General features: G+C 69.2%; 13 protein-coding genes. 5 read left to right on the top strand and 8 right to left on the bottom strand.

Annotated elements, in window-relative coordinates:
• Window positions 1-32 precede the first annotated feature (32 nt).
• From ABZ855_RS12380 to ABZ855_RS12355, 6 genes are all read right to left on the bottom strand, one after another.
• The gene (locus ABZ855_RS12380) at window positions 33-2,087 is read right to left on the bottom strand and encodes a PKD domain-containing protein (RefSeq protein WP_360805152.1); all 2,055 of its coding nucleotides are present in this window, start codon (window positions 2,085-2,087) and stop codon (window positions 33-35) included.
• Window positions 2,088-2,262: 175 nt separating this feature from the next.
• Complete coding sequence (locus tag ABZ855_RS12375; protein WP_360805149.1) at window positions 2,263-3,132, bottom strand: ATP-binding cassette domain-containing protein; 870 nt, start codon at window positions 3,130-3,132, stop codon at window positions 2,263-2,265.
• A complete protein-coding gene (locus tag ABZ855_RS12370) occupies window positions 3,129-4,895 on the bottom strand; it encodes a dipeptide/oligopeptide/nickel ABC transporter permease/ATP-binding protein (RefSeq protein WP_360805146.1) in 1,767 nt (588 codons plus the stop codon). Before ABZ855_RS12370 ends, ABZ855_RS12375 begins: the two co-directional genes overlap by 4 nt.
• Window positions 4,892-5,833, bottom strand: coding sequence for an ABC transporter permease (locus tag ABZ855_RS12365; protein ID WP_360805143.1), 942 nt, complete (start codon window positions 5,831-5,833; stop codon window positions 4,892-4,894). Before ABZ855_RS12365 ends, ABZ855_RS12370 begins: the two co-directional genes overlap by 4 nt.
• Window positions 5,834-5,899: 66 nt before the next feature.
• Window positions 5,900-7,432: an ABC transporter substrate-binding protein gene (locus tag ABZ855_RS12360; protein WP_360805140.1), complete on the bottom strand. Its 1,533-nt coding sequence runs from the start codon at window positions 7,430-7,432 to the stop codon at window positions 5,900-5,902.
• Window positions 7,433-7,865: 433 nt separating this feature from the next.
• Complete coding sequence (locus ABZ855_RS12355; protein ID WP_360805137.1) at window positions 7,866-8,939, bottom strand: LacI family DNA-binding transcriptional regulator; 1,074 nt, start codon at window positions 8,937-8,939, stop codon at window positions 7,866-7,868.
• A 167-nt stretch (window positions 8,940-9,106) separates the two neighbouring features.
• On the opposite strand from ABZ855_RS12355, the gene ABZ855_RS12350 reads away from it, so the two are divergent.
• The 5 genes from ABZ855_RS12350 to ABZ855_RS12330 all read left to right on the top strand — a co-directional run bounded on the left by ABZ855_RS12350 (window position 9,107) and on the right by ABZ855_RS12330 (window position 17,555).
• Window positions 9,107-10,153: a LacI family DNA-binding transcriptional regulator gene (locus ABZ855_RS12350; RefSeq protein WP_360805134.1), complete on the top strand. Its 1,047-nt coding sequence runs from the start codon at window positions 9,107-9,109 to the stop codon at window positions 10,151-10,153.
• Between the two features lie 293 nt (window positions 10,154-10,446).
• Window positions 10,447-13,260 (top strand): glycoside hydrolase family 78 protein, encoded by a 2,814-nt coding sequence (locus ABZ855_RS12345; protein WP_360805131.1) that lies wholly within the window; start codon window positions 10,447-10,449, stop codon window positions 13,258-13,260.
• 45 nt (window positions 13,261-13,305) lie between these two features.
• Window positions 13,306-15,705: a glycoside hydrolase family 3 N-terminal domain-containing protein gene (locus tag ABZ855_RS12340; protein WP_360805128.1), complete on the top strand. Its 2,400-nt coding sequence runs from the start codon at window positions 13,306-13,308 to the stop codon at window positions 15,703-15,705.
• Window positions 15,698-16,777 (top strand): family 43 glycosylhydrolase, encoded by a 1,080-nt coding sequence (locus ABZ855_RS12335; protein ID WP_360805125.1) that lies wholly within the window; start codon window positions 15,698-15,700, stop codon window positions 16,775-16,777. The genes ABZ855_RS12340 and ABZ855_RS12335 overlap by 8 nt, the downstream gene beginning before the upstream one ends.
• A gap of 82 nt (window positions 16,778-16,859) precedes the next feature.
• Window positions 16,860-17,555: a type 1 glutamine amidotransferase domain-containing protein gene (locus ABZ855_RS12330; RefSeq protein ID WP_360805122.1), complete on the top strand. Its 696-nt coding sequence runs from the start codon at window positions 16,860-16,862 to the stop codon at window positions 17,553-17,555.
• A 111-nt stretch (window positions 17,556-17,666) separates the two neighbouring features.
• Here ABZ855_RS12330 and ABZ855_RS12325 read toward each other — a convergent pair whose 3' ends face one another.
• Window positions 17,667-19,421 carry a DUF5605 domain-containing protein gene (locus ABZ855_RS12325; RefSeq protein ID WP_360805119.1) on the bottom strand — a complete coding sequence of 585 codons (1,755 nt, stop codon included), beginning with the start codon at window positions 19,419-19,421 and terminating at the stop codon, window positions 17,667-17,669.
• Window positions 19,422-19,512: 91 nt separating this feature from the next.
• Window positions 19,513-20,502: a TIM barrel protein gene (locus tag ABZ855_RS12320; protein ID WP_360805116.1), complete on the bottom strand. Its 990-nt coding sequence runs from the start codon at window positions 20,500-20,502 to the stop codon at window positions 19,513-19,515.
• Between the last annotated feature and the right edge of the window lie 80 nt (window positions 20,503-20,582).

Raw genomic sequence — 20,582 nt, 5'->3', positions numbered from 1 at the left:
AACTGTCAGGAGCCCCGGCATGAGCACCCGGGTCAGCGCACGACGACCCTTGCTCGGCCCAGGTTCCGCACCCTGGCGAACGGCGTGTGCGAGTCGCCCTCGCGTTGAGCGGTGGCGCGCAGTGCCACGAAGTACGTGCCTGGCTTGTCGTAGGTGAAGGCGGCCTGGATCTCCACGGTTTCCCGCGCGGGACCGCAGGGGCGTGCGGTGAAGGTTCCGGATCCGGTGAAGTCCCATTCGGTGGACACGATCCGGCCGGCCTTCGGGGGTGCCTCGATCCTGGCCCGGAAGACGACCGGTCGTCCGGCGGTGACCTCGATGCGGTCCCGGCCGTGCACCGTGAGGTCGACGACGGGCTGGACACCCAGCCGGGCGCGGGCCCGCGCCGGCACGGCGATCTGGCTGTCGCTCATGCGGTAGGACGTCGTCCGCGCCGGTGCCTTGCCCTTTTCCACCCAGGCGCTCAGGTCACGCAGTGCGTGCTCCAGGATGCCGTTCCAGTCGACCAGCCGGGTCGCACGGGCCCCGGTGGCGGGACCTTCCAGGTGGTCGGCGCTGTCGTTGTACCAGAGCCGGTAGGTGTCGTCGAAGCGGTCGCCCATGGCCTGCTTCACCTGGGCGCCGTACCAGTCACCGGGCACGGGGCAGGCATCGCAGTCCAGCAGGTTGGCGACCACGATGACCTTGCCGCTCACCTTGCCGGTGTGCGTGCCGCCGTCGCTGGTGTTCTTGGAGATGAGCGGGCCGATCTGGATCGCCCGCTGCGGGTACAGGGGCTGTCCGTCCGGTCCTCGGTACTGGTCGAAGGTGTGGAAACCGGGCCGGGTCGGAACCTGGTGCCGGTGGTAGGCGTGGAAGGCGAGGAACCAGCGGTTGTCGGACTGGAACCTGCCACCGGCGGCGAGGGCGTCGAGGACGCTCGCGCTGTTTCCGTCCGCGAGGGTGAACACCTTGGCGGCGACGTCCAGCGAACCCGTCAGCGTGCCGAGGTTCGTCGTGCCGTCCGCACCGCGGACCGTGAAGTCGAGGGGTGTCGTGATCGGTGTGGACGGCACGCCGTCGAGGAGCAGAGCTGTCGGCACGTTGTCCGCGTTGCGGCGCACCTCGGTGATGGTGGCTGTGTGATCGATCCGCGCGGCACGGACCAGATCGCCGAGGGATGACTTCTCGGTGCCCAGGTAGCCCGGCTTCGACCAGAAGTCGTCCGCGTACGTGGGATCGAGGTTGCGCACGACGGCCACGAACCCCAGCAGGTTGTCGGGGTCCACCGGCAGTTTGAGTACGTAGGAGTAGTCCTCCCATGTCCGGAGCGGAACACCCATGCTCGACACCTCGCGCAGCATGGCGCGCTCGACGCTGTTGAGCCCGGCGTAGGGATCGCCAGAGCCGCCGGGGGCGACCGCGTCGGCGATGCGGGCGGCCTTCTCCCGCAGCACGAGCCTGGCCAGGGCGCGCACGGTGAAGCTGTTCGGGATGGACACCGGGCTGCCGGGGATGAACGGCACCGCTCCGTCCCACACGCCCACGGTGTTCTCGATGGCGCCGATGGTCTGGTAGGAGCCGCCGCTGCCTCCGTAGACGTATCCGTAGATCCGCCGGTCGGAGCGGTAGTACTTCGCCGCGACGGTCCTGGAGAACTTGGCCGCCGCCGCCTCGACGCGGTAACCGGTGCCTCCGTTGGTCTGGACGGTGTAGGCGCCGCTGGCCGCGCCGAACGCCACGACATCGGCGGGGGCCTGCTCGTCCTGAGTGGGGTACACCTTCTGGAAGAACCTCCCCTGCCACTGCTTCTTGGGCGGCAGGTAGACGGTGAACTTCTTGGACGTGCCCTCGAAGTGGCCGGACACCTTGCGGTGCCGGACGGGCGAGGTCAGGTCCTCCTCGCTGTCGATGACGGGCCGGTTGTACGTGGGGTCGTCGCAGTCGGATGTGATCTGCAACGGGCCGCCGGGGCCGCTCGCCGCGCACACCGGGCGGCCCTCGGCCGAGGCGGGGGTACTGAGCAGCGGGGTCGCTCCCAGCACGACGGCGGTGCCTGCCGCCGAGGTGCGGACGAAATCGCGTCGGGAGGGTCGTCGTACGCTCATGTGCTTCTCCTGGGAAGGGAGTGTTGCGCTGGTTCGTGGTGGGCTGACGTGGGTTCCGGGCTGGTGCGGGGCATGGCGGGTCTCCGGCGGATACCGGGCGGCCCCGTCGGTGACAGGGCATGCCGGGGAGCCGCCGGTACTCAGGGGTGGACGGGCCGTCGGGCGTGGCGGTGTGTCAGCGGGCGTCCGTCGTCTCGGGCACGCCGGTGCCCGCGTCGGCGGCGAGGCTCAGCCGCTTCGCCCGGCGGAGGCGCTGTCGCTTCGGGTCCGCGACCGGTGCCGCCATCTGGAGCATGCGGGTATAGGGATGGACCGGCGCCGTCGCGACCTGGGCGGACTCCCCCAGTTCGACGATCCGGCCCCCGTCCAGGACCGCGGTTCGGTCGCTGATGTCGTTGACGACTCCGAGGTCATGGCTGATGAAGATGTACGCGACGCCGGTTTCGTCCTGGATGTTCTTCAGCAGGGTCAGGACCTTGGCCTGGGTGGTGACGTCCAGGGCGCTGGTCGGTTCGTCGCAGACGATGACAGACGGGGCGAGGGCCAGGGCACGGGCGATGGCGACGCGCTGGCGCTGGCCGCCGGAGAACTCGCGCGGGTAGCGGCGGGCGGAGTCGGCGGGAAGGCCGACCGCGTCGAGGAGTTCACGAATCCTGGCCGCTCCGCCCTCGACGCCGGCCGCGTCGAGGGGTTCGACCAGGATGCTGCCCACGGTCATGGCGGGGTTGAGCGAAGAGTACGGGTCCTGGAAGACCACCTGGATATCGCTGGCGATCTTCCGTCGGCGGGCGCGCGAAACGTTGCTGATGGTCTTGCCACGAAAGGTGATCTCGCCGCCGCTGACCGGGGTGAGGCCCAGGATCGCGCGGCCGATGGTGGTCTTGCCGGAGCCGGACTCGCCGACCAGGCCCAGGGTTTCACCGGGGGCGATGTCGAAGCTGACGCCGTCGATGACCGTCTTGCCACGGCCCCGGCGATCGGCGAATCGGACCACCAGGTCCTCGACCCTGAGGAGCGGTGCGGTGTCGGATACGGGCTCGGTCACGGGGTCTCGATCTCCATCAGCTCGACGCGGCGGGAGGCGGACAGGAGTTCCTTGGTGTACGGCTCGCGCGGCGACTCGAACAGGTCGTCCACCGCGGCCTGTTCGACGATCCGGCCGTCCTTCATGACGCTGACGGTGTCGCACAGATCGGCGACCACGCCCAGGTTGTGGGTGACGATGATCATGGCGAGGCCGCGCTCGCGCGCCAACTCACGCATCAGTTCCAGGACTTCGGCCTGAACCGTGACGTCGAGAGCGGTGGTCGGCTCGTCGGCGACGATCACGTCGGGGTCGGAGGCGACCGCGCCGCAGATCAGGACACGCTGAGCCATACCACCGGAAATCTGGTGCGGATACAGACCCATCACACGCTCGGGATCCTTGATGCCGACCCGCGTGAGCAGCGCGACGATCCGTTCCCGGGCCTCTTCGATCCCGAGGTCGCTGGACGCCCGCAACCAGTAAAGGAGTTGGCGGCCGATGGTGAAACAGGGGTCGAGGTTGGACATCGGCTCCTGGGGGACGTACGCGATACGGCGGCCGCGGGCCGCGCGCATCCGGCCTTCGTCGGCGAGCAGGTCTACGCCGTCGAGGTGGACGCTTCCGGCGAGGGTGAGGGCCTCGCGCGGCAGGATGCCGAGCACGGAGAAAAGGATCTGGGACTTGCCCGAGCCGGACTCGCCGACCAGGCCGTGGATCTCGCCGCGCCGCACGTCCAGGTCGACGCCGTGCACCACCTCGCGGATCTCGTCGCCCTGTGGGTAGGCGATGCGGATGCCGCGCAGGGACAGGAGTGCGTCGTCCGCGGGCTTCCCCACATCGGTTGTCCCGTCGGCGAGCGCCGCCCTGCGCTGCCGCGCCGTCACCGGCTTGCTGCGGGCCGATGCCTGCAGGACGTCGCTGAGAGCGTTGCCGAGCAGGATCAGCGCGAGGATGGTGAGGCTGATCAGCAGGGCCGGCCAGACGATCCCCAGCGGGTTGTTGTAGATGTCCTCGAATGCCTTCTGCAGCACCACACCCCACGAGCCCGCGTTGCTGTCGCCGAGACCGAGGAAGGTGACACCGGCCTCGATGCCGATGCCCGCGGCGAGGACGAAGGAGCTCTGGATGACGATCGGCACCCGCACCGCCCACAGCACATGGCGGCCGACGATGCGCAGGTCGGAGAGGCCGACGACCCGGGCGGCATCCACGTACAGCTCCCCGCGTACGCCCAGGACGACGCCGCGCACCAGACGGTAGTAGCCAGGAGCGACCAGCAGGCCGAACACGGCCATCGCGACGGGGATGTCGGGACCGGTCAGGGAGTAGAGGGCGATGAGCAGGACGACGCCGGGCAGCGACATGACGACGTCGGTGGCGAAGCCGGAGACGGTCTCGAAGCGACCCCGGTAGTAGCCCGCGACCAGACCGCTGACCGCCCCGACGGCAAGCGAGACACCGAGGACAATGAGGCTGGCGAGGCCGCTCTGACGGGTGCCCCAGATGAGGCGGGACAGCACATCGCGCCCGGCCGCGTCACCACCGAGAACGTGGCCCGTGCTGAAGGCGGGGGCGCCCACTGCCTCGAGGTCGGTGTAGGCGGCGCTGTATGGGGCGAGGAGCGGTGCGAAGATCGCCACGAGCGCGATGAGGACGACGAAGGTGAGACAGATCGCCGCCTGCGGATTGCGCAACAGCCGTACGAACAAGGAGCGTTCCGCGGAGGCGACGGAGGAAGCCGCGGTGCCGGCGTCGGGCGCCGGGACGTCGGGCACGGTCATCGGATCCTCGCCTTCGGGTTCAGGAGCATGGTGGCCAGGTCACCGAGGATGTTGACGACGATCACGATCGCGATGGTGACGAGGACCGTGCCCATCACCATGGGAACGTCGCCCGACTGGGCGGAGAGATTGCCGAGCTGGCCCATGCCCGGCAGGGCGAAGATCTGCTCGACGAAGACAGCGCCACCGAGGGTGCCGATGAGCTGCAGATTGAGCACGGTGAGACCGGGGCCGCCCGCGTTGCGCAGGACATGGCGGAAGAGCACCGCGCGTTCGGGGACGCCTCGGGCTCGCAGCGTACGGACGTAATCCCGCCCCAGGTTGTCGAGGAACGCCGCCCGGAACTGGACCGCGGCACTCGCCACGGACCCGATGAGCAGGGCGAGCACCGGCAGCGTCACGGAGGAGATCCACCCGCCGAAGCTGATCTCGGGCGAGGTGTACCCGGTGGCCGGGAAGGCTCTGAAGTGCACGGCGAAGGCGAATACCAGCACGATCGCGATGATGAAGGAGGGAACGGCCGTACCGAGCACCGAGAGGAACTGCACCATCCGGTCCACCCAGCCGCCCCGCACCGCCGCCGTCACGCCGAGGATCACGCTGATGACGGCGGTGAGGACCAGGGTGATCAGAGTGAGGGCGAGGGTGACCGGGACGCGCACCTGCAGCGCCCCGGCCACGGACTGACCGGTGAGGTAGGACTGCCCGAAGTCACCGGTGAAAACCCCGCCGAGCCAGTCGCCGAACTGCACCAGGAGCGGCCGGTCCAGGCCGAGCTCGACCATCCGGCGATGTACGTCGGAGGCGGACGCGCTCATGCCGAGCGTGGCTCTGGCGACGCCCTCTCCGTTGCCGTACATCAGGCAGAAGGTGGAGAAGGTCACCAGCAGGAAGATGCCGGAGGCGCGCGCCAGGTGTCTCAGGAGCAGTGCGGGCATGACAGGGTCCGTTCCTTGTCCTCTTCGGGTTCTGTTCGGCCGCTTCGGGCTGTAACGGGGTGTCGATCACTTGAAGTCGCGCAGGATCGGATGCGCGTCGTTCGGGTCGGTGGACTCGGGGATCCTGACACTGTCGGTGTACGCGTAGAAGACCTGCGGGTTGACCAGCGGGACGTACCACGCGTTGTCCAGGACATATTTGCCGATGGCCTGCTGAGCCGCCTCCGACTCACTGGTGCTGCCGTTGACGATGGTCTTCCAGTACTTCTCGACAGTGGCGTCGGGCTGGTGGGAGACGTTCCAGTAGCCGGCCTGGATGACGCCGATGGAGATGTCCTGGACGGAATTGGCGACAGCGCCGACCGTCCACAGCGGGGCCGGGTAGTCACCGCTGAGCAGCTCGGTGATGGCGTCGGGGCCGGTGAGGGTCTTGGTCTCCACCTTGATGTTCAGTTCGGCGAGCTGCTGGGTGACGTACGGCAGCAGCACCGTCCACGCCTGGCCCTCCATGGTGGGCAGGGTGAGGGTGAATCCCTTCTCGAAGCCGGACTGCTTCATCAGCTTCTTGGCTTCGGCAACGTTGTACGGGTACGGGGCGCCCGCGTCCTTGACGTAGGCCGCGCCGTTCTTGTTGAAGAACTGGAAGGTCGGCGAGGCCAGGCCCTTGTAGAGCTTCTTCGCGACGAGGTCACGGTCGAAGACCATGTTCATGGCCTTGCGCACACGGAGGTCCTTGAGGGCCGGGATCTTCTTGCCCTCGCGGTCGGTGAGCATCAGCGCGGTGACGCCCGACTCGATCGCCATCACGTTGACATTCGGCGTCTTCTTGGCCTCGTTGTAGGTGTCCGCCGTGACGACCGTGCCGTCGATCTGCCCCGTCTTCAGCGCGCTCAGGGCGGCGGTGGCGCTGCTCAGGACGCGCAGTTCAAGGGTCTTGTACGGGTACTTTTTGGCGTCGTAGAAGTCCGGGTTCTTCCTGAGAACGTAGACCGAGCCGGCGGTGGACGCCTTGGCGTCGTAGGTGTACGGGCCCGAGCCGACCGGGGCGGTGTTCCTGCTCTTGGAGGCGAGGTACTTCGCCGAGACGAGCTCGACGCTGCAGGTCCGGACGCTCATCAGGGGCTGCGGGTCGGGCCAGGTGATGGTGACGGTCCGTGAGTCGGGGATGTCGAACTTGATGCCGCCGTAGCGGTCGGAGGCCGTCTTGGCCAGCGGCGTGAAGCTTTCCTTCACCGTTTGGGCGGTGACCGGGGTGCCGTCGGAGAACTTCATGTCCGACCGCAGGTGGGCGGTGAAGGACTTCTTGTCTGCGCCGATCTCCCAGCTCGTCGCGGCGGCCGGCGCGAGGCTCCCGTTTTTGTTGCACTTCACCAGGGTGTCGTAGGCCGCCTCGTACCCCCACGCCTGGTAGTCGGGCGCGGTGGACGGGTCCCAGCCGGACATGTCGGCGGTCAGGCCGAGGACCAGCTTGTCCTTGCCGGTTCCGCCCGCCCCCGCATCGCCGCCGCTGCTGGACTGACCCGTGCAGGCGGTGAGCAGAAGAGCCGCCGCGGCCAGCGGAGCAACGGTCTTGGTCGCGAGAGGGAGTGTGCGTCTCATGGGTGACCCCTTAGGGCAAAGTGGTGCGAGAGGGTAGCTGTGCGGGAAGCAGACACCGCACAGCTTGTGCAACGTTTTACGAACGGGACCGTAACTCTGGCCAACTCGAGCGTCAATAGACCGCGCAGGGCGAGAAGTCACGTTTCAGGAACGGGGACGCGCTCCCGAGGTGCGCTCCGAACCGGCGCGCACCTCGGGTTTCGTGGCGCGCGGACGCGGGGCGGTATGCGGGGAAAAGGTGCCTTGCCGGGGCCTCCGAAGCGGCCCTGGGGCTCTCCTGATAAATCTCCGTGGGAGGCACTGGGCGGTTCAGTGCGGGAGGCATCTATCGCGGGGGCTGTGCGGCGCATGGGGCACGGCTTCCGCGAGGATGGAGGCAGAGTATGTGCAACGTTTCACGTCGGAAAGCCCTCCGCACCCGGGTCAGGCCCGCTCAGGGCTCCACAGACTGGGGGGCCGCCACTGTGGAGCGGGACTCGAGCCGTGGCGCGATGACATAGTGCACGGGCCTCTTGCGGCCCTGGATGCGCTCGAGCAGCAGTCGTGCGCTCACCGATCCGGTCAGCGGCCCCGACTGATCCACCGTGGTCAAGGAGATCCGCCCGATCCGGCTGGGCATGATGTTGTCGTAGCCCACGATCGACACGTCACCGGGGACGGACAGGCCTCGCTCCTCGGCCGCGCGCAGGACGCCCAGCGCGGCGACGTCGGCACCGGCCAGGATCGCGGTCGGCGGTTCGGCGCGGGCGAACAGCTCCTGTGCGGCCTCATGTCCGCCTTCCTCGCTGTACGACGTGACGACGACCTCGGGTTCCAGGTGGCGGCGGCGCATCTCCGTCTCGTAGCCACGCCGACGTGCCGTGTGGGAGAGCATGAACGGCTCACGGAACGGGCCGTCGGGCATCGCGGTGTGGGCGATCCGCCGATGGCCGAGCGCGGCCAAGTGGTCGACGAGCAGGGCCGCGCCCAACCGGTCGTCGTTGATCACCGTGTCGAAGTTCCCCGGGGCTCCGTGCAGGGCGACGGCCACGACCGGGATCCGGAAGGCCAGTTCCTCGATCCACGCCACCTCGAGCCAGGGCGCGACCAGGACCAGACCGTCGACCTGGCGGTCCACCAACGCCTCTATGGCCCTGCGCTGTGTCTCGGGCTCGACGCCGCCCAGCGCGATGATCTCCTGGAAGGGCGTGTCACCCAGTTCCCGGCTCACGCCATGGGCGACTTCCGTGGGGAACGGCGAGGAAAGGTCCGGAAGCACCATGCCCACCGTGAACGTGCTGCCCCGCATCGCCCGCGCGCCGGCATGCGGACGATAACCCAGCCGCCCGATCGCCGAGTTGACACGCTCCCGCATCTCCGTGCTCACGCCGTAGGCGTCGCGCACCACCTTGGAGACCGCGGACACGGAGACACCCGCCTCGCGCGCCACATCCTGCATCGTCACTCGCCGAGTGCGGGCCGGTGTCTGGGCCCGCGTGACGGAGCCCCCGCCCCTCGCAGTGCTCATGGGTCGCATCCTAAGCGAGGGTTGGCGAACGTTCTACCATCCGGTCCGCGCCACGCCCCCTCGCCCGAACGGCTCCGCCGTGGGTACGCATCGCGGTCCTCCGACGTCGCGTTCCCGCCTCTGACGTCGCGTTCCCGTACTGCGCGGGCTGAAATAGGATGCCGCGCATGACCGACGTGCAGCCGGGACGCAAGCAGGCGCCGGCCCGCGCCACGATCAAGGACGTGGCGCGGGAAGCCGGCGTCTCGATCTCGGCCGTCTCCAAGGTGCTGCGCGACGCGTACGGCGTCAGTGCGGAGATGCGCGAGAAGGTCACCGCGGCGATCACTCGCCTCGACTACCGGCCGCACGCCGGGGCGCGGGCCATGCGCGGCAAGTCCTTCACCGTCGGGGTCGTCCTGACCGACCTGTCCTCACCGTTCCAGACCGAAATCGCCCAGTCGATCAGTTCGGCGCTGGATGAAGGCCCCTTCCAGGAGATCATCGCGATCGGCGGAACCGAGCCGACTCGGCAGCGCCACTGTGTGGAAGCGCTGGTGGACCGCCAGGTCGACGGGCTCATCCTGATCGCCCCCTGGATGGAGGTGGACTGGCTGGAACAGCTCGGTGCACGCATCCCGACAGTCGCGGTGGCCCTGCACGGCGCTCCCGAGCACGTGGACACCGTGACCAACGACGACCGTCTCGGCGCCGCGCTCATGGTGGACCACCTGGTGAAACTCGGCCACCGCCGCATCGCGCACACGGCGATGCCCGACGGCCCGTTCCAGGAGCCCTATGTGCTCTCGCACACCGCCCGTCGGCACGGCTACGAGAAGGCCATGCGGCGCCACGGTCTCAAGCCGGACGTCGTCGTGAGCTCGTACTCGGAAGTCGGTGGCCACAAGGCAGCGACCGAACTCCTTGCGCGACGGCAACCGCCGACCGCGATCTTCGCCGGCGCCGATACAGCGGCCCTCGGAGTGCTGCGGGCCGCGGCGGACAAGGGCCTCGGTGTCCCCTCCGACGTGACGGTCGTCGGCTACGACGACATCTTCGCCGCCCGCATCAGCCGCGTCTCACTGACGACGGTCGACCAGTCCGGCGAGCTCACCGGCTCCGTCAGTGCACGGCTTCTCCTCGAACGCATCGAGGGACGCGGCAAGTCCGTGCACTACGTCGTCGCACCCCGCGTGGTGGAACGCGACACGGCTGCGGCGCCATCCGCATCCTGACGGCCACACGACGCTCGCGCTCCACCGGCTGAGCCCATCCCCCGCCCGTCAGCAGAGCTGGTGTGGATACGCGCCATGCGACAAGCGCCGCCTACGCCGACCGCCCCCATCGATCGACGCCCTCCCTCGTCCTTGACACGCCCGAGCAGCGCTCCCTACGCTGCACGCGTAGAACGTTATACGACACCGGCCCGCCACACAGCGCTCAGCACCGCGCGCGGGCGTTCCTGGGCAAGGCCACGAAGCCTGCTCCAGGCCCGGTCACCGACTGCCTGAAAAGTCTGGAGACTTGCATGGCCGTGGCAGCCGCTCCCCACGCACCCCACTTCGAGCACCTCACCGACCCGTCCCCACTGCGGGGTATCGGCACGGGCTCACCCCGACTTTCCTGGACGATCCCGCACGCCGACGCGGGTTACCGCCAGACCGCCTACGAGGTGGAGATCTCGCGCGGCGGAAACACCGAGTACCACCGGGTCGACAGCGCCGAACAGGTGCTGGTGCCCTGGCCGGCGGCACCGCTGAGATCCCGTGAGTTCGCCTCGGTCCGCGTGCGCGTGGCCCATGACTCCCACTGGAGTGAGTGGAGCGGGCGTTCGGTCGTGGAGGCCGGACTGCTCGACGCGGCCGACTGGTCCGCGGCCTTCGTCAGCCCGGTGGACATCGGCGGCCTGCGCATGCCGGCGCCGGTACTCCAAGGGGCCCTGCATGTGCCGGGCGAGGTGCGAAAGGCCCGCCTCTACGCCACCGCGCACGGCCTGTACACCGCCACCCTCAACGGTCACCGCGTCGGCGACCAGGTCCTCGCACCCGGCTGGACCGCGTACGAACACCGGCTGCGCTACCAGACGTACGACGTCACGGACCTCGTACGCGAGGGCGACAACGAGCTGGACGTCCTGCTGGGCAACGGCTGGTACCGCGGGCGTCTGGGCTTCAACGCCGAACGCGCCCTGTACGGCGACCGGCTCGCCCTGCTGGCGCAGCTCGAGGTCACCACGACCGACGGCCAGGTGCACGTTCTCGCCACCGACGGCACCTGGACCGCGCGGGAGAGCGAAGTGCTCGCCGACGATCTCTACGACGGCCAGCGCACCGACCTGCGCCGGCGCGACGCGCGCTGGCACTCGACCGCGAGCGCCGTGGAGGTGGTGCCGGGCGACCTGGGACGCCTCGTCGCCCCCGAGGGGCCGCCCGTCCGGGTCGGCTGCCTTCTCCCCGCGGAGAAGGTGTGGACGTCACCCAGCGGCCGCACCTTGGTCGACTTCGGCCAGAACGCCGTGGGTTGGGTGCGGTTGCGCGTGCGCGGTCTGGCCTCCGGCACCGAGGTCGTGGTCCGGCACGCGGAGGTCCTGGAGAACGGTGAACTCGCCACTCTCCCCCTGCGCTCGGCCGAGGCGACCGACAGCTACCTCGTCAGCGGCGTCACCGAGGAGTCCCTGGAGCCCTCCCTCACCTTCCACGGCTTCCGGTACGCGGAGGTGTCGGGCGTACCCGGTCTGCGCGCGGAGGACGTGGACGCCGTGGTGATCGGCTCCGATCTGCGCCGCACGGGCTGGTTCAGCTCCTCCCACGCCCTGCTGGACCGCTTCCACGAGAACGTGGTGTGGAGCATGCGCGGCAACTTCGTCGACATCCCCACGGACTGCCCCCAGCGCGACGAACGGCTCGGCTGGACCGGGGACATCCAGGTGTTCGCGCCCACGGCCATGTTCCTGTTCGACAGCGCCGGCTTCCTCAGCTCATGGCTCGCGGACCTGGCCGCCGAGCAACAGCCCGACGGGTCGGTGCCGTACGTGGTGCCGGACGTGATCCGGACCCCGTCGCCCGCCGCGACGGCCTGGGGCGACGCCGCCGCGCTCGTCCCCTGGACGCTGTACCAGCGCATCGGCGACCTGGGGCTCCTGGAGCGTCAACTGCCCAGCATGCGCGCCTGGGTTGATCATGTGGCGGGCCTCGCCGGCCCCGACCGCCTCTGGTCGGGCGGCTTCCAGTTCGGCGACTGGCTCGACCCGACGGCTCCCGCCGAAGACGCCGCCCGGGCCAAGGCCGATCCGGACGTCGTGGCCACCGCACACCTGGCCCGCTCGGCGGAAGTCGTGGCCGAGGCAGCGCGCGTGCTCGGCCGCACGGCCGACGCCGACCGCTACAGCGCCCTGGCGGCCGAGGTGCGTACGGCGTTCGCCCACGCGTATGTCACCCGGACCGGCCGGGTCCTCTCCGACGCCCCTACGGTGTACGCCCTCGCCGTCCAGTGGGCGCTGCTGCCCGGCGCCGAGCAACGCGAGCACGCGGGGCGGAGGCTGGCGGACCTGGTGCGTGCGAACGCGTTCCGGATCAGCACCGGCTTCGTGGGAACGCCGCTGGTGACCGACGCGCTGGTGGCCACGGGACACGTCGACGTCGCCTACCGCCTCCTGTTGCAGACCCAGTGCCCTTCCTGGCTCTACCCGGTGACGATGGGTGCCACGACGGTCTGGGAGCGCTGGGACAGCATGATGCCCGACGGCAGTGTCAACACCGGTGGGATGACGTCGTTCAACCACTACGCGCTCGGCGCCGTCGCGGACTGGCTCCACCGCACGGTCGCCGGACTGGCCCCCGCCGCGCCCGGTTACCGCGAGATCCTCGTCCAGCCGCGCCCCTCCGCCGAACTGACGTCCGCGTCGGCCCGTCACATCACTCCGTACGGCGAGGCCCATGTCGCCTGGGAGAGGGCCGCGGGAACCTTCCGTCTGACCGTACGCGTCCCGGTCGGTGCCACCGCGCACGTGCATCTGCCCGGCGCCGACGAACCCCTGACCGTCGGACACGGTGACCACCGTTGGGACGCGCCCGATCCGGTGGCCGGTGACAGGGGGTCCGGCGCCGTGGCCACGGTCCGCGACCTGCTCGACGACGCGGGCATGTGGTCCCAGGTCGTGGCGTCGGCCGTCGACACCGGTGTCGTCCCGGGCGGCGAGCCGGACGTCGCCTCCCGTCTCGCCCCGTACTTCGACTCGCCGGTGGCCGTGCTCCCGAAGGCCCTCGCGCCGCACGAGGTCAACTCCGCGACCAGGGCACTGGAACAGCGGCTGGACTCGATCCTGGGCCTGCGCCCCGTCTGACACCGATCCGCACCAACCGATCCGCACCACAGGAAGAACACCCCCATGTCCAGCAACGATCACCGCGACGTGCGCCTGCCCGCCGGCGAACGCGCCACCCTGCTGCTGCGGGAGCTGACGGTCGAGGAGAAGTGCCACCAGCTCGTCTCCGTCATGCCCTGGACCCTGGTCCGCGCCGACGGTTCGGACTCCGACGAGGCCGAGAAGTGGCTGCGGAACCCGCCGGGGCATGTCGCGCAGCTGATCACCGACGACCCCGCGAAGCTCGCGCAGTTGGTCGGGAGCATGCAGCGGCAGGCTGTCGAGCGGACCCGGCTCGGGATTCCCCTCCTGTTCCACCAGGAGGCGCTCAGCGGGTTCCTGGCCGGCGGGCACATGTCCTTCCCGACCGGTACGGGCCTGGCGGCGGCCTGGAGCCCGGAGCTGGTCCAGGAGATGACCGAGCTGATCCGCCGTCAGATGATCCGCACGGGCATACGACACGCGCTGTCCCCCGTGATGGACGTGGCGCTCGACCCCCGCTGGGGCCGGGTCCACGAGACCTACGGCGAGGACCCGTACCTGGCCGCCGCCCTCGCCGTAGCCTTCACCCGCGGGCTGCAGGGCGACGACCTGAGCCAGGGCGTCCTCGCCACCGGCAAGCACTTCCTCGGCTACGCCCTCCCGGTCGGTGGCGTCAACACCTCGGCGTACGAAGGGGGCGCGCGCCAGACCAGGGACCTGTTCGCCTACCCCTTCGAGGCAGCGATCCAGCTCGCCGGTCTGCGGTCGGTGATGAACTCCTACGGAGACGTGGACGGCATCCCGGTGGGCGCCTCACGCGAGGTGCTCACCGACCTGCTGCGCGGGGTCCTCGGCTTCGACGGCTTCGTGTCGTCGGACTACATGACCCTGGACCAGCTGGTCGAGCGCCAGCGGGTGGCGGACACCCCCGCGGAGGCCGCGGGCCTCGCGATCGCGGCCGGCCTCGACGTAGAGATGCCCAAGCCGTACGGCTACGGGCAGGTGCTCGCCGAGGAGGTCAGGCGGGGCAACGCGGACCTCGCCGACGTCGACACCAGCGTGTGGCGGGTGCTGCGGGCCAAGTTCGAGCTCGGGCTGTTCGAGAACCCGTATCCGGCGGAGCGCATCGACGTGGCCTCCGTCGCGGCCGAGGGCACGGAACTGTCGCGGGAGCTGGCCCGGCGGTCGGTGGTCCTCGCGAAGAACGACGGCATCCTTCCCCTGACGGGCGGGGTGAGGGTCGCCGTGGTCGGTCCACACGCGGACTCGGCGAAGCTCCAGTTCGCGACCTACACCTACGCGGCTTGGCGGGAGGCGACGGACGCCGTGCTGAGCGGGGAACTCGGCAACATGCTCGGCTCCGACGACGTCACCGACCCCTGGTACAAGGCCCTCGTGACACCCACTGACCCCGAGCAGCTGGTCCACGACCGGTTCGGCGCCCGCTCGATCGCGGAGGAGATCTCCGACTTCGCCGGGCAGGTGCGGACGGAGCAGGGCAGCACGCTGACCTGGCCGCTGGGGGACGACGCGGTCGCACGGGCGGTGAAGGTCGCCCAGGACGCGGACGTGGTGGTGCTCGCTCTGGGCGGCGCGAGTCTGTGGTTCACCGGGGAGCGCACCGAGGGAGAGGCCAGCGACACGGCGGACATCTCGCTGCCGGCCGCGCAGACGCGGCTCGCCGAGGCCGTCGCCGCCACCGGCAAGCCCCTGGTGGTCGTGCTGGTGCAGGGCCGTGCCTACGCGCTGCCCGAGGTGGTCCGGGACGCTCCGGCGATCGTCATCGCGTCCTACGCAGGCCCGTTCGGGCCCAGAGCGATCGCCGAGGTCCTCTTCGGCGCGACGAACCCCAGCGGCAAACTGCCGTACAGCATCCCCCGGCACTCCGGTCAGGTCCCGGTGTACCACCACCAGAAGGCCGGCTCCGGCTACCGCAACCCGCTGCCCCCGAGCGTCGACAAGCACTACCTCGACCTGGAGGCCACGCCGCTCTACCCCTTCGCACACGGCCTGAGCTACACCGACTTCACCCTCGACGACCTGTCGCACGACACACAGGCCGACACCGACGGGACGATCCGGATCGCCGCCACCGTCACCAACGCCGGCACGGTGACGGGTGCCACCGTCGTGCAGCTCTACGTCCGGGTGAACAGCAAGGGCGGTGTCACCCGGCCCGCGCAGCAACTGGCGGGCTTCCACCGGATCGAGGTGGCGCCGGGCGACTCCCACCGCGTCAACTTCCATGTCGCCGCCGCCCAGTTGGGCCACACCAACGCCGCTCGTGCGTTCGCGGTCGAACCGGCGCGCGTCGACTTCTTCCTCGGCTTCGACTCCGACGACCAGCGGCTCACGGGCTCCCTCGACCTGGTGGGCGAGCCGCGTGAACTCAGCAGCGCCCAGCGGGCCTTCCTCTCCGAGACGGTGACCGAACGTGCCTGAGACCTACGACTCCATCCGCCCGGGCCGGCTCTGGCTCGACACCAACGGCAAGCGCATCCAGGCGCACGGCGGTTCGCTTCTGTTCGAGTACGGCACCTACTACTGGTACGGCGAGAACAAGGAGCACTCCAAGCCGGGCAGTGACGTCTGGACCTGGGGCATCCGCTGCTACTCGTCGACGGACCTCTACAACTGGGAGGACCGCGGGCTGATCATTCCCCCGGTCCTCGACGACCCGTCGTCACCCCTTCACCCGTCGCAGTTCGTCGACCGGCCGCACATCGTCCGCCACCCGCGCACGGGGAAGTACGTGTGCTGGATCAAGATCATGGACAAGGACGGCAGCCAGCGCTCCACGGTCCTCACCGCCGACTCGCTTCTCGGCCCCTACGAGATCGTCCGCACCGGCATCCGGCCGCTCAGCATGGACGCAGGCGACTTCGACCTGGTCGTCGACCCCGTGGACGGCAAGGGCTACTACTACTTCGAGCGTGTGCACAGCGAACTCGTCTGCGCCGACCTCACCGAGGAGTACACCGATGTCACCGGCTACTACTCGACGCACTTCCCCCACCGGCACCCCCCGATGGTGCGCGAGGCACCCGCGTACTTCCGACGCGACGGCCGGCACTACCTGATCACCTCCGGTACTTCGGGCTACTTCCCGAACCGCTCAGAGGTGGCGGTGGCGGACACCTACCACGGGCCGTACACCGTCCTCGGCGACCCGCATCCCTCGGACGCGAGCGGCACGTCGTTCCGGTCGCAGATCAGCTCCGTCTTCAGGCATCCGGCCCACCCGGACCTCTACATCGCGATCGCCGACCGATGGCTGCCCCATCTGTCGGAGGAGGAGTCCGACCAGACCGAGGCGTTCCACCGGTACTTCGGCCGGCACTTCGGCGAGAAGGTGAGCGGCGGGGCGGAAGTGTCCCTCCCGCCGCAGGAGTTCGACACATCGATGGCCGACCATGTCTGGCTTCCGCTGCGTTTCGACGGGGACATGCCGGTGATCGAGTGGCGGGACGAGTGGCGGATCGAGGACGTCGTGGGGCATGGAGGCCCGGCCTGAGTTCACACCTCGCGCTTATCCGCGTCGGATTAGAATCAGACACCCCCTGTCCCGCCCCTCCCTCTCCCCCACAGAAGGATTCATGTCCGGCACCAAGCGCGTTCTGGCAATCGTCACCAGCATCGGCGAGTACGAGACCGTCGGCTACCGCACCGGCCTCTGGCTGGGCGAACTGACCCATTTCTACGATGTCGCCGAAGAGGCCGGCTTCGAGGTCACCATCGCGAGCATCGAAGGCGGCCCCGTTCCGCTCGACCCGGAGAGCCTCGCCCACAACGTCCTCAGCGATCTCGGAACCGACAAGCGGTACACCGACCGCGCGTTCATGGACAAGCTGAAGCAGACCATCTCCGTGTCCCAGGCCGAGGTCGACGACTACGACGCCATCTATCTGACCGGCGGTCACGGCGTGATGTTCGACTTCCACCAGAGCTCGACCCTGGAAGCACTCATCGCGCGGTTCTACGAGACCGGCCGTATCGTCTCGGCCGTCTGCCACGGGCCGTGCGGTCTGCTCGACGTCACACTGAGCAACGGAGAACCCCTGGTCAAGGGCAAGAACGTGACCGGCTTCTCCTGGCGCGAGGAAGAACTCGCCCAGCGTGCGGACGCCGTCCCCTACAGCCTGGAGGACCGGCTGAAGGAGCTGGGGGCGTCCTACAGCAAGGCCGAAAAGCCGTTCGACACCTATGTCGTGGAGGACTCCCGACTGATCACCGGTCAGAACCCCGGCAGCGCCAGGGCGGTCGCCGAGGCCGTGGCCCGACAGCTGGCCTGAGCCTGAGAGACGGCCGCCGGCGAGCGGCCGTCAGCGGGAAACATGTTTCTGGGGCGGCGCGGTGTCATACCGGTCGCCCCACACCTGTATGTACGGACCCCCTCTGGATGTTCAGTCCTCAACTGCCCGCAGCCGGACCGCGATGTACGGCCGGCCGGGCAGCGGCAGTGTGAACTCCCCTTCGTACGTGCCGGGCAGCTCGCTGACCGTCATGTTCCATGTGTCGAGGACGTCGGCCCGGTAACGGACGCCGGGGCGAAGCAGGAAGGTCCGTCGGCGGGGTTGCCCGGTACCGAAGTAGGCGAGCAGCCGGCGCCCCTCGACGCCGCCGAACGGGAAGTCGAAGGGCGACGGGAGCGGTTGGATACCGGGCAGGTCGGCAGGGAGTTCTTCGAGGATGCCGCGCAGGAATCCCAGGCGTGCCGTGCTCTCGCCCTTGAGGGCGCCGCCCTTGGCCCACCACAGCACGTCGTCGTCGGCCAGCCGGCATTCCCCGTGGGTGACGTATCCACCCCGGACCACGCCCTCCCAGCAGCGGCGGACCAGTTCCTGCGGGGTGAGGTTCCCCCAGCCCTGTTCGATGTCGCCCTCGTAGCCCAGTTCGTCGAGCACCACCGGCTTCCCCCACCGGGAACGCCAGTCCGCTGTGCCCGCCGGGGGCTTCTGGATGCTGCAGTGGGTGACCCACTCCGCGTCGTTGTCCCAGATCTCGATGCAGTCGTGCACGCTGATCAGGTGTCCGTGCGGGTCGTGCGCGCGGATCACGGCCGCGATCCGGTGCCAGTCCTCGGTGTTCTTTGACCACACCAGGTCGTACTCGTTGGCCAGCGACCACCAGACGTTGGGCAGTGCGGCGAGCCGGGAGACCAGGTAGCGCAGATAACGGTCGTCGGCGACCGGGCTCATGTCGGAGAAGCCCCAGCGGTCGTACGCGTGGAAGAGGATGAGGTCGGCCTCGATGCCCAGCTCGCCGAGCTGGGCGATCCGCTCCTCCAGGTGCCGGAAGTAGGCGGGGTTCGGCCGGCGGAAGTCCCAGCCGGAGTCGGGTGAGCCCTCGAAGGGGTACAGGGGCGGTTCGTCGGTGTTGAAGAGGTACGACTTCGGGAAGACGCACATCCTGATCTTGTTGAAGGGGGCGTCGGCGAGGGTCCGGAGGGTCTGTTCCTCCAGCTCGGCGCCCTGGTGGGTCCAGGCGTACGCGGTGGTCCCGACCGGGAAGTAGCGGGTGCCGTCGGTGTGGCGGAAGTGGAATCGTTCGTGGACCTGTACCGGACCGTGGTCGTGCGGACGGGCCTGGCCGCAGTGGAAAGTGCCCTCGACCGAGTCCAGGGAGCGGGCGTTGCTCGCGGTGCGGAAGGTCCAGGTCCCCTCCTCGTCCGGCAGGAACCGGATGCGGTGGACGCCAGCTCCGTCGTAGAAGCCGTGCGCGGTCAGCGTGCGTTCTCCGTGGCGGAACTCCGCCCGGAGTGCGACGTCCGTGAACGGGTTGCCGTGTTCGGGCCCGTGCAGCTCCAGTTCGAACGGCTGCCACCGCGTCGCGGCTTCCTGTCGCACGCACCGGGCGCTGCCGATGGGGACATCGGCCGACTCGTAATCGGGAGACGGGACGATGTCCGTCTCGGCGGCCGGGGACGTCGGTTCGAGCACCGTCTCGGGGAGGGCGGCCAGTTCGGCGTAGAGGGCGGCCTGGGCTTCGGGGTCGGTCCGCAGCCGCTCGATGAAGAACGAGAGCTGCCGCAGCGTTCCGTAGCGGAACTGGACCGTCGTCAACTCGTCGTCGAGGCGGGGCACGTACTTGCGCACCACGGCTTCGGCCTGCTTGTCGCGCAGGACGTCGCCGAGGACGGATTCGGGGCCGTAGGGCATTCCTGATTCCTTGGAACGGGGAGGTGTACGGAGGAGACGAGGGTGGGACGACTGGTCGGCGGTCGGGAGTCCGGTCGGATGCTGGGCTGTGTCAGCCGAGCAGGGCCGTGCGGACGATGCGCTGGACGGCCATGGCGTCGTGCGCGGACTGTGCGGCACGCAGTTCGGGCAGCGGCAGACGGGCCGCCTTGTCCTCCAGCGCGCGCAGGGTGGCGACGGATTCGCGGACGGCGTCCGCCGGGTCCTCACGGTAGGGGAAGAGGTCCAGTTTCAGCGGCTGGTCCCAGCCGATCCGGCGGACCACGTGGAGGAACTCCAGGGTCTCCACGAGGTGGAGTGCTCCGGCGGTCAGATCGTCGTCCCACTCCCGGTAGTTGTCGTCCAGCTCGATGTCGACGAGACGGCCCATGGAGTGGGCGAGCGTGAGGACTTCAGCGGGATTCTCCTTGGCGAAGAGCGAGTGGCCGAAGTCCACGACCAGGCCGACGTTGTCCACGCCCATCTGCTCGATGGCGAGCAGGCTGGTGGCGGCCGTCGACCAGAAGAGACGATTGCGGGGTTCTTTGAGCTTGTACTCGATGGCGAAGGTGACGTCGGGGAAGTTCCGGGCGACGTCCCGGATGCCCTCGATGGCGTGGCGGCGCAGTTCGGCGTAGTCGACCTGGAAGGGGTAGTCGTAACCGTCCTGGCCGGGCCAGAACTTCACGTAGCGGGCGCCGAGTCGGGCGGCCACGTCGACCGATTCGTGGGCGAGTTCGACGGCACGTGCGCGGGCGGAGGCGTCGGCGCTGGTGAACGAGCCGCTGCGGAAGCCGCGGTCGTAGATCACCGGTGTGATGTTGACCGCCGAAAGACCGTGCGCGGTGAGGGCCTTGCCGACGTCGTCGACGGTCACGTCCCCGTCGAAGGGGTAGTTGAGGTCGAGACCGACCAACTGCCCGGACGCGGCGGCCAGTTCGATCGCCCGGAGGGTCGGCACGGTCGGGCCGTAGCCGTCGGTGGCGTAGCGGTCGATGATCCGGCCGAAGGTCCACATGCCGCCGGTGAACGTGCGGTCGGCGGGAGCCGTCTCGGGCTTCATGCTCGACCTCCTGAATTTTTATTCACTCTATTCCCTTTCACCTGACTGGACGCTAGGTCGACGCTCGACCGACTGTCAAG

It is taken from the genome of Streptomyces sp. NPDC047042 (genome assembly GCF_040644035.1).
Lineage (GTDB): Bacteria > Actinomycetota > Actinomycetes > Streptomycetales > Streptomycetaceae > Streptomyces.
The sequence above is the reverse complement of the archived record's forward strand: the minus strand, read 5'-3'. Positions and strand labels throughout refer to the sequence as shown.

What these genes read in the sequence shown, in the direction of transcription:
- ABZ855_RS12350 (WP_360805134.1), top strand. Translation starts at nt 9,107, where the DNA reads ATGACCGACGTGCAGCCGGGACGCAAGCAGGCGCCGGCCCGCGCCACG.
- ABZ855_RS12355 (WP_360805137.1), bottom strand. Translation starts at nt 8,939, where the DNA reads ATGAGCACTGCGAGGGGCGGGGGCTCCGTCACGCGGGCCCAGACACCG.
- ABZ855_RS12325 (WP_360805119.1), bottom strand. Translation starts at nt 19,421, where the DNA reads ATGCCCTACGGCCCCGAATCCGTCCTCGGCGACGTCCTGCGCGACAAG.
- ABZ855_RS12370 (WP_360805146.1), bottom strand. Translation starts at nt 4,895, where the DNA reads ATGACCGTGCCCGACGTCCCGGCGCCCGACGCCGGCACCGCGGCTTCC.
- ABZ855_RS12365 (WP_360805143.1), bottom strand. Translation starts at nt 5,833, where the DNA reads ATGCCCGCACTGCTCCTGAGACACCTGGCGCGCGCCTCCGGCATCTTC.
- ABZ855_RS12320 (WP_360805116.1), bottom strand. Translation starts at nt 20,502, where the DNA reads ATGAAGCCCGAGACGGCTCCCGCCGACCGCACGTTCACCGGCGGCATG.
- ABZ855_RS12360 (WP_360805140.1), bottom strand. Translation starts at nt 7,432, where the DNA reads ATGAGACGCACACTCCCTCTCGCGACCAAGACCGTTGCTCCGCTGGCC.
- ABZ855_RS12345 (WP_360805131.1), top strand. Translation starts at nt 10,447, where the DNA reads ATGGCCGTGGCAGCCGCTCCCCACGCACCCCACTTCGAGCACCTCACC.
- ABZ855_RS12330 (WP_360805122.1), top strand. Translation starts at nt 16,860, where the DNA reads ATGTCCGGCACCAAGCGCGTTCTGGCAATCGTCACCAGCATCGGCGAG.
- ABZ855_RS12380 (WP_360805152.1), bottom strand. Translation starts at nt 2,087, where the DNA reads ATGAGCGTACGACGACCCTCCCGACGCGATTTCGTCCGCACCTCGGCG.
- ABZ855_RS12340 (WP_360805128.1), top strand. Translation starts at nt 13,306, where the DNA reads ATGTCCAGCAACGATCACCGCGACGTGCGCCTGCCCGCCGGCGAACGC.